The 13,176-nt window shown below is 72.8% G+C and carries 10 protein-coding genes; 2 read left to right on the top strand and 8 right to left on the bottom strand.

All coding sequences use genetic code 11. The annotated features are described in order from the left end of the window. Positions 1 to 11 precede the first annotated feature (11 nt). The 6 genes from ABT297_RS13265 to ABT297_RS13240 all read right to left on the bottom strand — a co-directional run bounded on the left by ABT297_RS13265 (position 12) and on the right by ABT297_RS13240 (position 8,472). The gene (locus ABT297_RS13265; protein WP_350548503.1) at positions 12 to 935 is read right to left on the bottom strand and encodes a uroporphyrinogen decarboxylase/cobalamine-independent methonine synthase family protein; all 924 of its coding nucleotides are present in this window, start codon (positions 933 to 935) and stop codon (positions 12 to 14) included. Positions 936 to 996: 61 nt separating this feature from the next. Then, entirely contained in the window at positions 997 to 2,070 is a 1,074-nt protein-coding gene (gene mnmA, locus ABT297_RS13260; protein WP_350548387.1) for a tRNA 2-thiouridine(34) synthase MnmA, read from the bottom strand. 340 nt (positions 2,071 to 2,410) lie between these two features. Then, entirely contained in the window at positions 2,411 to 3,361 is a 951-nt protein-coding gene (locus ABT297_RS13255; protein WP_350548385.1) for a chitosanase, read from the bottom strand. Then, the gene (locus ABT297_RS13250) at positions 3,362 to 5,941 is read right to left on the bottom strand and encodes a glycosyltransferase (RefSeq protein WP_350548383.1); all 2,580 of its coding nucleotides are present in this window, start codon (positions 5,939 to 5,941) and stop codon (positions 3,362 to 3,364) included. Continuing rightward, positions 5,938 to 6,648 (bottom strand): hypothetical protein, encoded by a 711-nt coding sequence (locus ABT297_RS13245; RefSeq protein WP_350548381.1) that lies wholly within the window; start codon positions 6,646 to 6,648, stop codon positions 5,938 to 5,940. Before ABT297_RS13245 ends, ABT297_RS13250 begins: the two co-directional genes overlap by 4 nt. 660 nt (positions 6,649 to 7,308) lie before the next feature. Beyond that, entirely contained in the window at positions 7,309 to 8,472 is a 1,164-nt protein-coding gene (locus tag ABT297_RS13240) for a cysteine desulfurase family protein (protein WP_350548379.1), read from the bottom strand. Positions 8,473 to 8,950: 478 nt separating this feature from the next. On the opposite strand from ABT297_RS13240, the gene ABT297_RS13235 reads away from it, so the two are divergent. Both ABT297_RS13235 and ABT297_RS13230 read left to right on the top strand, forming a co-directional pair. Continuing rightward, positions 8,951 to 9,562, top strand: coding sequence for an RNA polymerase sigma factor (locus ABT297_RS13235; protein WP_350548501.1), 612 nt, complete (start codon positions 8,951 to 8,953; stop codon positions 9,560 to 9,562). A gap of 985 nt (positions 9,563 to 10,547) precedes the next feature. Next, positions 10,548 to 11,096, top strand: a complete 549-nt coding sequence (locus ABT297_RS13230; protein WP_350548377.1) for an anti-sigma factor — start codon at positions 10,548 to 10,550, stop codon at positions 11,094 to 11,096. 45 nt (positions 11,097 to 11,141) lie between these two features. Here the strand turns inward: ABT297_RS13230 and ABT297_RS13225 are convergent, their stop codons facing one another. Both ABT297_RS13225 and ABT297_RS13220 read right to left on the bottom strand, forming a co-directional pair. Further along, on the bottom strand, positions 11,142 to 12,098 hold the full coding sequence (locus ABT297_RS13225; RefSeq protein WP_350548375.1) for an electron transfer flavoprotein subunit alpha/FixB family protein: 957 nt from the start codon (positions 12,096 to 12,098) through the stop codon (positions 11,142 to 11,144). A gap of 15 nt (positions 12,099 to 12,113) precedes the next feature. Next, a complete protein-coding gene (locus ABT297_RS13220) occupies positions 12,114 to 12,893 on the bottom strand; it encodes an electron transfer flavoprotein subunit beta/FixA family protein (RefSeq protein WP_350548373.1) in 780 nt (259 codons plus the stop codon). Positions 12,894 to 13,176 lie beyond the last annotated feature (283 nt).

The raw sequence follows: 13,176 nt of genomic DNA, 5'->3' as shown, positions 1-13,176 counted from the left end.
CAGAAAACCCGCTACTCGGCGTCGTCGGTCAGCCGGCGGCCGGCCTCGCGGACTGCGGTCAGCGTCGAGCGCGCCCCGGCGTCGGCCGGTAGCCCGCACGGCGGCGTGACGACCACCTGCGCGGCCATCGTCTTGAGCGGGAAGCCCAGCTTGCGCCACAGGTCGCGGACCTGCCCGGCCAGGTCCGCCGACGAGCGCCCGGCCACCCCGGCGAACAGCCCCATGCCGGCGTCCAGGTGCTCACCCAGCCCGTCGAGGTCGCGCACCAGCGACAGGTCCAGGGCCACGCCGAGGGCGCCGGCCTCGCGGAGCAGCTGCAGCGGTGCCGAGGGGGCGCAGCAATGGACCACGACCTGCACGCCGGCCGCGGCGATGACCCCCGACAGCGCCGTCCGGGCGACGGCCGGGTCCACGGCCCGCAGCGTGCCGAACCCGCTCTCGGTCGGCACCCGCCCCGCGAGCACCGCCGGCAGCGACGGCTCGTCGAGCTGCAGCAGCACGGTCGCGTGCGGCAGCCGCGCACGCACCTCCGCGACGTGCGCGCGGACGCCGTCGATGAGCGACTCCACCAGGTCCCGGCAGGCGCCCGGGTCGCGCAGCACCTGGCCGCCGATCGGCAGCGCAAGTGAGGCGGCAAGCGTCCACGGCCCGGGTACCTGCACCTTGAACACGCCGGCGAACTCGGCGGCCTGCTCCGTCATCGTGTCCAGGTCGCGTTCGAGCAGGTCGCGCGCGACGCGAAGGTCGTGTCCGGGCCGGGCGGCCATGCGCCACCGCGCGGCGTACAGCTCGATCGGCAGCTCGACCAGGAACGCGCCCCCGCGCCCGATCATGTCCGCACCCGGGCCGCGCGCGGGCAGCTCCGGCAGGTGGGGCAGGTCGGGCAGCTCGCCCAGGACGATGCGCTGCGCCTCGGCGATGTCGCTGCCGGGCATCGAGCCGATGCCGGTGGCGGACCCGACCGGCCAGGGGAAGGACGTCACGTCTGCTCCGAAATCACGAGGTCTGCGAGATCGTGGCCGAGCCGAGCACGATGTCGCCGTCCGGCGAGGGCTCGTAGCACACGATCGCCTGCCCGGTCGCGATCCCGCGCGCCGGGCGTCCGAGCGAGGCGACGAGGCGCCCCTCCTCCAGCCGCACGGACGCGGGAACCGTGTCGCCGTGCGCCCGCATCTGTACCTGGCAGGCGACCTCGCGCTCCGTGGGCACCGTCCAGACCGGCCGCTGCCCCACCACGGTCGACACGTCCAGCGCGGACGCGGGTCCGACCGTGACGGTGTTGGTCACCGGCGTGATCGACAGCACGTAGCGCGGGCGGCGGTCGGGCGCGGACACCCGCAGGTCGAGCCCGCGGCGCTGGCCGACCGTGTACGCGTAAGCACCCTCGTGCCGCCCGATCACCGCCCCGGTCGTCGCGTCGACGATGTCTCCGGGCGCCTGCCCGAGCCGCTCGGCGAGGAACCGCTTCGTGTCGCCGTCGGCGATGAAGCAGATGTCGTGGCTGTCGGGCTTGTCGGCGACGGCCAGCCCCCGCGCCGCCGCCTCCGCGCGCACCTCGGCCTTCGTGGAGTCCCCGAGCGGGAACACGGCCCTGTCCAGCTGCGCGCGGGTCAGCACCGCCAGCACGTAGGACTGGTCCTTCGCCTGGTCGACGCTGCGCCGCAGCAGCCCGTCCGCCCCGAGCCGCGCGTGGTGCCCGGTGACGACCGCATCGAATCCGAGCGCGACCGCGCGATCCAGCACCGCCGCGAACTTGATCTTCTCGTTGCACCGCAGGCACGGATTCGGCGTGCGCCCGGCCGCGTACTCGGCCACGAACTCGTCGACCACGTCCTCGTGGAACTGCTCGGCCATGTCCCAGACGTAGAACGGGATCCCGATCACGTCCGCGGCCCGTCGCGCGTCGCGCGCGTCCTCGAGCGTGCAGCATCCGCGCGCGCCCGTGCGATACGTCTGCGGGTTGCGCGCCAGCGCGAGGTGCACACCGGTCACGTCATGCCCGGCCTCCACCGCCCGGGCGGCCGCGACCGCCGAGTCGACCCCGCCGGACATCGCCGCTAGCACTCTCACGCCACCAGCCTACCGGCGTGCCGCGCCATGCCTCCGCGCGTGCCGCAACCCGCGACGCCACCCCATGCCGAGAATTCGGGATTCATGGCTCCGGTCCGTGCGACTGACGGCCGTTCCTCCCGTGAGACACCGGTCGGGCCTGGCGGCCCTCCCTGCCGCGTCCGCGGTGCCAAGAACCCGCGGCCTCCGGCCGCGACACCCGCCCGCGGCCTCCGCGCGGCCGTCGGGGCCCGCGCGTCGCCGGCCACCGCTTCCGCGCGGACGCCTGGAGCGCCTCGGGGCGGCCTCGCCTCCGCGTGCTTGGACTGCGGCCCGTCGTTTCGCCGGCGCGCGGGTGCGGTCAGGGGGCGATCTCGTACGAGTCGCCGTAGACGCGCCAGTGCAGCGGCGGGTCGAGGTCGAAGTTGCGCGCCGCCAGGAAGACCCGCTGGGCGTCGTTGATGCGGCTTTCGTCGTCGTGGCCGCGTTCGGACGCCATCAACCGCACCCGGGCATCCAGGAACGCCTCCAGGTACGCCGCCTCGTCGCCGCCCCTCGCCGGCGGCGGAACGTGCACGGACGCGGTGCGGCGCAGCTTCGCCAGGCCGTTCGCGCCGTGCATGACGATCGCGTCGTAGTACGCGAACTGGCCCAGGACGCGCAGCCCGTCCTGTTTGGCGCGGCTCAGCGCCGGGTTGAAGTACAGGCGGTCGCGCTCGGCGTCCTGTGCGGCACGGAACGCGGGGTCGGCCGCGGCCGCGCGCCAGTCGGCAGTGAAGTTCGGGTCCAGGCCGGCGTGCGAGGCGCTGCCGTTGACCCGCTTGAGCGCGGGCAGGTAGGCCGCCAGGCGGTTGCCCGGCACCGCGGCCGTGTACCGCTCGACGACGGCACGCATGTCCCCGGTACCGCTGCAGAAACCGACGATCCCGCCCGTGTACCCGCGGCCATCGTGAATGTCCTCGATGTAGCCGTACTGCGCGGTCCAGTCCAGCGTGGAGTTCTCCGCGCTGGACACGACGCGCATCGCGATGTCCTTCTTCTGCGGATCGGACAGGTCACCACGGATCGTCTGAACCGGCCCCACCCGCGCGGCGCGCCGGCCGTCCGGGCTCCGCGCCGCAGCAACGCTCGCGGCCGCGCTCCCGGGCGCCTGTCCCGGCGCCGGCGAGGCGGCTGCCGCGGTGTTTCCGGCCGGCCCGTCGGACCCGGCCTCGCCGCGTCCGGGCGCGCGCGTGGCGAGCGACCCGAGCGCGAGCGACATCACGACGAACGCCGAGACGCCGATGTGACGGCGCAGGGACCAGCGGCGCATTCAGGAGCCCTCCTCGTCGGAGTCGGTGGCGCTCGATCGCGTCAGGGTCGAGTGCGACACGGAGTACAGCGCCGCGGTGTGCTCGGAGACGTGGTGCTCGGGCGCGGACGCGTGCGGCACCCGCGCCACCCCGCGCGGTTGCCCACCTCGCGACCGCGCGCCGTCACACCCGTAAGCCTCGGCGCCGTCGCTCCCGTGCGCGTCCGCGCCGACCGTGTCGGCCGCGCCCACGGGCGCGTTTTCCCCGTCCGGCACCGGTGCGACATGGCTGTACGACGCACGGACCTCGCGCGGCCCGAGCACGGAGGCGCGATCCGGCGCGCGGACGCCGCGCGGCTCGGACGCCGACGCGCGATCCGGCGCGAGGCCATGATCCCCCTCTGACTCGGCGGCACCGTTCGACGCGAACGCATCGCCGGGCGCGGGGGCCGTCGACTGCGCGACCGGCGCGTTCGCTCCGGCGGAGCCTGCCCGGTGCAGCTTGTGCCAGCGCAGCCGCGCCCCGGTCAGGGCCGTTCCCATCGACTGGATGAGCACGAGGTACATCAGCTGCCGGTACACGAACTGCTGCAGCGGCAGCACCCACAACGGCCGCAGCGGCTCCCTGTCCAGCCGGAACGCGACGATCGCGGTCAGCAACTGCATGCCCAGCATCGCCAGCCACGCGACCGTGGTGATCTTCCAGCTCGAGAAGAACAGGCCGTACACGAACAGGACGTCGATCAGCGGAGCGAACAGCGGCAGACCGATGCCGAAGAAGGCGATGAAGGGCAGCCCGACGCGGCCGAACCGGCCCGACGGGCCGCTGTCGATCAGCGACCGACGGTGCTTCCACATCGCCTGCATCGTGCCGTAGCTCCAGCGGTACCGTTGCAGCCACAACTGCCGCAGGGTGCTCGGCGCCTCCGTCCACGCGCGGGCGCGCTCCTCGTAGACCACCCGCCAGCCGGTCCGGCACAGCGCCATCGTCGCGTCGGTGTCCTCGGCCAGGGTGTCGTGGCTGATCCCGCCGATGTCGAGCAGCGCCTGACGGCGGAACGCACCGATCGCGCCCGGGATCGTCGGCATGACGCGCAGCAGGTCGTACAGCCGGCGGTCCAGGTTGAACCCGATGACGTACTCGATGTGCTGCCAACGCGCGACGATCGACTTGCGGTTGCCGACCTTGACGTTGCCCGCGACCGCGCCGACGGAGGGGTCGGCGAACGGCTGGACGAGGTGGCGTAGCGAATCGGGCTCGAACACGGTGTCGCCGTCGACCATGACGATCAGGTCGTGCTTCGCCAGGGCGACGCCGACGTTGAGGGCGTTGGCCTTGCCGCCGTTGGGGATGCGCACGACGCGCACGTTCGGCAGCCGCAGCGCCTCCACGAGCGCGGCGGTGCCGTCGGTGGAGCCGTCGTCGACGACCACGACCTCGATCCCGCCCGGATGGTCGCCGTTCGCGAGGGAGCGCACCGCGGCCTCGATGCCCTCCTTCTCGTTGTAGGAGGGCACCACGACCGACACCGGCTCCTCGACCGGCGGCCCCCATTCCCACGTCTTCGCCCGCCGCTTCCGCGCGTGGCGGCCGGCGAGGAGGAACAGCGCGGCCGTGCGCCCGATCGTCAGGACCCCAACGATCAGGAACAGCACCCGTAGCAGCTCCATGATCCCGTCGGCGACGGAGACGGCGGTCACGAGCGCGAGGGCGCGGCGCTTGTCGGTGGCGGTGGCCGGGGTGTCGACGGCGATGTCGCGACCCGCGAGCGCCTTCGCCAGGCCGTCGGAGACGGTCGTGAAGGTGTACCCGCGCCGCTGCATCATCGGGATGAACCGGTCCAGCGCCGCGACGGTCTCCGCGCGGTCGCCGCCCGCGTCGTGCATGAGCACGATGGAGCCGCTGTCGCCCTCCGGCGTCGCGCCGCGCATGATCGCGTCCACGCCGGGCCGACTCCAGTCCCGGCTGTCGGTGTCCGTCATGATCGACAGGTATCCGAGCCGCCCGGCCTCCTGGATCAGCGGCCAGTTGTCGTCGTCGATGGCGTTGGCGCTGGACGAGTACGGCAGCCGCAGCAGAGCGGACTTGCGCCCGGTCGCGCGTACGACGGCGAGCTGAGTCTGCGAGTACTCCAGGTCGCGCTGCCACTGCGACAGCTTGTCCAGGCGCGGGTGCGTGAAGCTGTGAATGCCGATCTCGTCGCCTCCGCGCGCGAGCTCGGCGACGATGTCGGCGTGCCGGGTCACCTGGGTACCGACGACGAAGAACGTCGCGTTGACGTTGTGCCGCCGCAGGACTTCCTCGATGCGCGGCGTCCACACCGGGTCGGGCCCGTCATCGAAGGTGAGCGCGATGGTCTTATGAGGCAGGCTGTAGGAGTGCACCTCCCCGTTGCGCGTGTCGATGATCGGCCCGCCGTCGACGACCGACTGCGGCACTTGTGTATGGCGTCCGGCGTTTCCGCTGTGGTCGGGGCGGAACTCGGCGTTCACGTAGGCCTCGACGAACAGCACGCCCACGAGCATGCCCAGCAGGACGGCGCCGAAGATGAGGCGGGCGAACGAGAACCGCTTCTTCCGGCTCTTCCTCCGGCCGGTCACGCCTGGCCCACGCTCACGGTCCTGCTTGGAACGGGGCCGGATCCGCCGGTTTCCGCATCGGTACCGTTGGCGCCCCCCGCCATCCTCGACGCGCCCGGCCGCGCGGTCGCCGTCTCACCGACCGGCACAGTGCCCGCCGAGCGCGACGGCGTGCCCGAGGTCCCCTCGGTCTGGCCGGTCTGCGGGGTCGTCGGCGAGACCGACGCGGACGGCTGGACCGACGGCCGCGGGGTCCGCGTCGGGTCGGCCGACGGCTGCGGCTCGGGCGCGGCGCTCGTCGCGTCGGCGGAGGGCGCCGTCGTCGCGATCGCCTCGGGCGTACCCAGCACCCCGGCGGCGCCCGGCGGCAAGGACGCGCTCGGCACCGGCTGGCCTTTGACGATCTTCTTCGCGGTGGAGTTCAGCGGCCTGTTCGCCACCGGCGTGTTCTTCGCCCCCGGCTGGGGCACGGGCGGCTGCGGGTCGAGCACGGGCAGGTTATTGACGAGATCCGGAAAAGGCAGCAACTGTTGCGGCTTCAACGGCCCACCGGCAAGGCTGGTGGCGACGAGTGCTCCATAAACGAGCGTCGCCGCCCCAAGCACGCCGAACGCGACGCGGATTCGTTTTCCCCTGCGGCCGGATGCATCGACGAAAACGGGTGACGAGACATCGCCAACAGCAATGATGTCGGTATCGTCATCCATGGAACGGGCTTCGAGTGGCACGGCGCAAACATAGAGGCACGCGAAGACCTAAGGGTCCCGAAAGACGCCAGAGAATTGCCGTAACCAAATCATCAGCCGTGCTACCAGGAAATACTCGCCGCGCTTGGCGCTAATTCACCCAAACGGCTTCGCCCCGACGGCCGACCACGTTTGGCGTTCCTCACTGGTAGCTCGCCTTCCTTCATCCTCCCGCCCGTCCACGGCCCCGCGGGCCGGCGAGAAAAACACGCTCCAGCCACGCGCGGACGCGGCCGACAGCACGGACACAGAGCCGGACACGAACTCAGGGCCGGTCGGGACGCGCGGGCCCTACGCCGCGACACACGGACGCGCGGACGCGGGAGACGCGACGCACGGACCCCCGGGGACGCGAAGACGCGGGAGACGCGGGAGACGCGGGAGACGCGGGAGACGCGGGAGACGCGGGAGACGCGGGAGACGCGACACACGGACCCGGGGACGCGACACGCGGACGCGCGGACGCGACGCACGGACCCGGCCCGTCACGCGCGGACACGGCACACGGACGTGCCCTGCCCCGGCCCGCCACGCGCGGACGCGGGAGACGCAACACACGGACGCGGCCCGTCACGCGCGGACACGGCACACGGACGCGCCCTGACCCGGGCCCGCCACGCGCGGACACGGCCGCGGCGTAGGTCAGCGGCTCTTGGTGGCGGCGCGGTGGGCGCGTTCGACCGCGGCGGGCAGCGCGGCGACGAGCGCGTCCACGTCGTCCATGGTCGAGGTGTGGCCGAGCGTGAAGCGCAGCGACGAACGGGCGCGGGCGTCGTCGGCACCCATGGCCAGCAGCACGTGCGACGGCTGCGCCACCCCAGCCGAACAGGCCGAACCCGTCGAGCAGGCGATGTCCTGGGCGTCGAGGAGCAGCAACAGCGCGTCGCCCTCGCAGCCGGGGAACGAGAAGTGGGCGTTGCCCGGGAGGCGGTCCGCGGGGTCGCCGTTGAGGATGGCCTCCGGTACGGCTGCGCAGACGCGTTCGACCAGGGCGTCGCGGAGGCGTCCGATGCGCTCGGCCGACTCGCGCTGCGTCTTCACCGACAGCTCCAGGGCCACGGCGAACGCCACAATGGCGGGCACGTCCAGGGTGCCGGAGCGCACGTCGCGCTCCTGACCGCCGCCGTGGGCCAGCGGCGTGCAGTCGACCTCGCGGCCCAGCAGCAGCGCGCCCGCGCCGATCGGGCCACCGAGCTTGTGGCCGCTGACCGTGAGCGCGGACGCGCCGCTCGCGGCGAAGTCGACCGGCAGCTGACCGACGGCCTGGACGGCGTCCGTATGGAGCGGCACGCCCGCCCGCACGGCGAGCGCTGCCAGCTCGGCGACGGGCTGGACGGTGCCGACCTCGTTGTTGGCCCACATGGCCGTGACCACCGCGACGTCGTCGCCGGCCAGAGCCTCGGCGAGCGCCTCCGGGCGCACCCGCCCGTGCGCGTCCACAGGCAGCCAGGTGACGTCCGCGCCCTCGTGCTGCTCCAGCCAGGCGACGGAGTCGAGCACGGCGTGGTGCTCGACGGAGCTGGCCACGACCCGGTTGCGGCGCGCGTCGGCGCCGCGGCGGGACCAGAACACGCCCTTGACGGCGAGGTTGTCGCTCTCGGTGCCGCCGCCCGTGAAGATCACCTCCGACGGGCGGGCCACCAGCGCGGCGGCGACCCGCTCGCGCGATTCCTCCACCCGTCGGCGTGCCTGGCGGCCGGGGGCATGCAGCGAAGAAGCGTTGCCGACTTCGCGCGCCGTGGCGACGTAGGCGTCAAGCGCCTCCGGGAGCATCGGCGTGGTGGCGGCGTGGTCGAGGTACGGCATCGGGGCCAAGCCTAACGGCCAGGCGCTCCTTACTTCCCCTCCGGTAGCGCGGTGATCGCCCCGCCACCCGGGCGTGGGCGGCGAGGCGACCGCGTCCGTGCCCGTAATGGGCAGCACCGCCCGTGACGGGCACCGGCCCCACCGCGCGGACGCGGGCAGCCCATCGATCCGGAAGAATCGAGGTCGCGGCCCGGATGCCCGTCGGCCTGAGATCGGGCGTCGAGCACGGCTGCGGTCACTGCGGGTGACAAGGTTCAACGTGCGGCGATCATTCTCGCAATCCGAAGAGCGCCTCCGGGCCGTGCGGGTGGTAAGGAGCCCCACCCCAGGTGGAACCGAGGTGTGGGAAACCCCACGAGGCGCATCCGCGCGGCCCCGGGCGCCGAATGCTTGGTCAGGAACAACCCGTGAAACTCCGAGAGCTTCAGGACGTAACCGTGCGATGGTGGCGACCGCGGCATCCGGGCGGGCGGTGCCGATGAGCACCGGGCACCCGCGCGACGACCACGGCGAGGACAGCTTCGTCGAGCTGTTCCGAGCCGGGGACGAGCGTGCCCTGCGGCTGGCGTACGAGCGATTCGGGCCCGCGGTGTTCCATCTCGCGCTGCGGGGCGTCGCCAGTGCCGCGGACGCCGAGGACGTCACGCAGGCCACCTTCGCGACGGCTGGGCTCGGGCGCGAGGGCTTCGACGCGACGCGCGTCTCGCTGCTCGGCTGGCTGCTCGGCATCGCGTGGCGCAAGGTCGTCGACCAGACCCGCGCCTCCGCGCGGGACGATCGCATCACCGACTCGATACGCCGATTGGCCGGCCTCGGCGGCGACCGCGCGGGCGACGCGCCCCCCGACCGCATCGTCGAACGCCTCTTGCTGGCCGACGAGCTGGCCCGCCTTCCGGGCGAGCAGCGGCGCGTACTGGAGCTGGCGTTCTACGACGACCTGCCCCACCCGCGGATCGCCGCCCTGACCGGGCTCCCGCCCGGCACCGTGAAAAGCCATCTGCGGAACGGGATGGCGCGGCTGCGCGGCCGCTGGGAGGTGGACGGTGCAGCATCTGGAGCCCGAGCGGCTGGTGCTTCTGGCACTCGGTGAGCAGGCCCTCGACCGTCGCGAGAACGACCACCTGGACACCTGCGATCGGTGCCGCGCGGACGTGGACTCGCTGCGCGACGTCGCCGCGCTCGGCCGGCAGACGCAGCGGCTGCGGGAGCTCCCGCCGCCGCCGGAGCGCGTGTGGCAACGCGTCCGCGCGGAGCTGGCCTCGCCCCGGGCAGACACCAACCCGGCTAAACGCCCTGCGACGGCCGAGGCGGACACGCCCCCGGGCAAGGGGCGGTGGACGACACCCGAGGCCGACACACCCCCGGGCAAGGGGCGGTGGACGACACCCGAGGCCGACACGCCTCCGGGCGAGGGGCGGTGGACGACACCCGAGGCCGACACACCCCCCGGCGAGGGGCGGTGGGCGACGGCCCCGGGAGAAGCGTTCCCGGGTGAAACGGCGTCGAGCGGTATACCAGGCGACATACCAGGCGACGAAGTGGGGGCGGGCGGCGCGGAGGCGGACGGAGCAGGCACGTCGCCGGCCGGACCGACGAGCGGGGCGGAGCAGAACCGGACGGCACGGCATCGCGCCGGCCGAGACCGAGCACCCTGGAACGGCACCGACCGCGGGAACGGCACGGACCGAGACGGAACGCGATGGGACAGCGCCGACCGAAATCGAACGGCACCGGATGGCGCCAACCGCGACCGCGCGGCGTCGGACGAAGCCGACCCAGACCGTGCGGCACTGGATAGGGCCGGCCGAGACCCCGCGCCATTGGAAGGCGGCGACCGAAACCCCGCGGCATGGGATGGGGCTGGCCGAGACCGCGCGGCACTGGATGGGGCCGACCGAGACCGCGCGACATGGGATGAAACTGGTCGAGATCGCGCGACATGGGATGAAACTGACCAAGACCGCGCGACATGGGATGGGACCGGCCGCGACCGCGCGGCATGGGACGCGGCTTGGGATGGGGCGGCGCTGAGCGGTGAAGTGGCGCTCAGCGGCAGGGCCACGCGGAAGGGGCTGATGCGGAAGGGTACGGCGGCGCAGGACGGTGGGGTCGTGCTGACCGGCCGGGCGGCGCGGCACGTGAGGCGGCGGGGGCCCGGGTGGGGTGGTGTCGTGGCGATCGCGGCGCTGGCCGCCATCATGGGGGCGCTGGCCGGCGCCGGGGCGACCGCCCTCCTGCTTCGCGGGCGCTACGGCGGCGACGCCGCGGCCAACTGCCGGCCGCAGGACGCGCGGGCGCGGCTCGACGCGCTGCCGGAGGCGCCGCGAGGGGCGAGCGGGTACGCCTGCGTGCGCACCATCGACGGCGAACGGCGGCTCATCGTCCGCGCCGAGGGGATGCCCGTTCAGGCGGACGGCGTTTACGAGGCGTGGCTACTCGACGGGACCGGTCCGGCCGGGCGCATGGAGGCGCTCGGGGTGCTGGGCAAAGGTCCGAACCTTTCGCTCGCGGTGCCGGCGACGGTGGATCTTGCTCGGTACGACGTCATCGACATCTCCGCGGAACCGCACGACGGGAAGGCCGCGCACTCCGGGCGCAGCATGCTGCGCGGCAAACTGCCGTGAACGCGAAGGCGCCCGCCGACAAGCCGGCGGGCGCCTCTTTCACAGCTACTTACGCTTGCGGATCTCCTCGGCGGCCTGCGGGACGACCTTGAACAGGTCGCCGACCACGCCGAAGTCGGCCAGTTCGAAGATCGGCGCCTCGGCATCCTTGTTCACGGCGACGATGGTCTTCGACGTCTGCATGCCGGCGCGGTGCTGGATCGCGCCGGAGATGCCCAGCGCGACGTACAGCTGCGGCGACACGGTCTTACCGGTCTGACCGACCTGGAACTGGTGCGGGTAGAAGCCGGAGTCGACCGCCGCGCGCGACGCGCCGACCGCGCCGCCGAGCAGGTCGGCCAGCTCCTCGACCAGCTTGAAGTTGTCCGCGCTGCCGACGCCGCGGCCGCCGGAGACGACGATGGACGCCTCGGCCAGCTCGGGGCGGGCGCCCTTCGCCTCGACCTTGCGCTCCACGACCTTGGCGAGCCGGTCCTTGTCCGCCACGGCGACCTCGACCGGCTCGACGGCGGGGGTGGCCGGCGCGGGGGCGGGCGTGAGGGAGTTCGGGCGCACGGTCACGATCGGCAGGCCCTTGGTGACCTTGGACTTGACGATCGTCGAGCCGGCGAAGACCACCTGCGTGGCGGTACCGTCCGGCTCCAGCGCGACCACGTCGGTGAGCACGCCGTTGTCGAGCTTGACGGCGACGCGGGCGGCGATCTCCTTGCCCTCCTGCGTGGAGGCGAGCAGGACCGCGGCCGGCGAGACCCGCTGGATCAGCCCGGCCAGGACGGTCGCCTTCGGGGCGACCAGGTACTCGTCGAGGTCGGCGCCGGCGGCGGCGTAGATCTTCGTGGCGCCGTACTCGCCGAGCTTGGCGGTCAGCTCGTCCGAGGACCCGCCGAGCACGACGGCGGCGACGTCCCCGCCCAGCGTGCGGGCGAGGGTGAGCATCTCGAGCGTGACCTTCTTGACCCCGCCCTGCGAGGAGGCCTCGACTACGACCAGAACTTCAGCCATGGTTTCCGTCTCCCCTTACACGAACTTCTCGGAGGCGAGGTACTCGACGAGCTTCGCGCCACCGTCGTCGCCCGCGTCGATCTTGTTGCCGGCCTGGCGCGGCGGGCGCTTGTTGTGCTCGGCCACGGCGCTGGTCGCGCCGTCGAGCCCGACCTCGCCGGCGGCGATGCCCAGGTCGGCCAGCGACAGCGTCTGCAGCGGCTTCTTCTTGGCCGCCATGATCCCCTTGAACGACGGGTACCGCGGGTCGTTGATCGTGTCCCAGACGCTGACCAGCGCCGGGGTGGCGGCGGTGACGACCTCGTAGCCCTCGTCGGTCTGCCGCTCGATGGTCAGCTGCGAGCCCTCCACGGTCAGCTTCCGCGCGCCGGTGAGCGCGGCGATGCCCAGCCGCTCGGCGACCATGTGCGGCATGACCTGCACCCGGCCGTCGGTCGACTCGGCGCCGCAGATGACCAGGTCGGCGTTCTGCTGGGCGATGGCGGCCGCGAGGACCTTCGACGTGGCGACGGCGCACGAACCGTGCAGCGCGTCGTCGACGACGTGCACGGCCGAGTCCGGGCCCATCGACAGCGCCTTGCGGATCGACTCCGTCGCGCGGTCCGGGCCGACAGTCAGGACGACGACCTCGCCGCCGTGCGCCTCCTGGAGGCGAAGGGCCTCCTCGATGGCGTACTCGTCCATCTCGTTGATCACATTGTTCGCCGACGCGCGGTCGACGGTGTTGTCGTCATTGCGCAGGGTGCGCTCCGCGCCGGAGTCCGGCACCTGCTTGACGAGTACGACGATCTTCATCGTGGTCCGAGGTCCTCCTGCTTGACAGTCACCGCGCCATCGCTGGCGACTTGCACCCCACGTTACGGCTCGTCGCGAGTGGTAACAGGTTTGCCTCCCAGATGTTACTGGGCGGTAGATTCGGGGTGGCGGTGAAAAGTGTCACCACCTAGGCGCATTCTGATGCCAGAGGTGGGTGATATGTCGGAAAAATCCGTAATCTTGGGCCCGGGCTCGCGGCTTGCCGCCGCCGCCGCACAGCAACCTGGGGAAAAGGTCACACACCGCAGGCGCGAGGCTCCGG

The organism is Dactylosporangium sp. NPDC000555, assembly GCF_040300025.1.
GTDB lineage: Bacteria > Actinomycetota > Actinomycetes > Mycobacteriales > Micromonosporaceae > Dactylosporangium.
The sequence above is the reverse complement of the archived record's forward strand: the minus strand, read 5'-3'. Positions and strand labels throughout refer to the sequence as shown.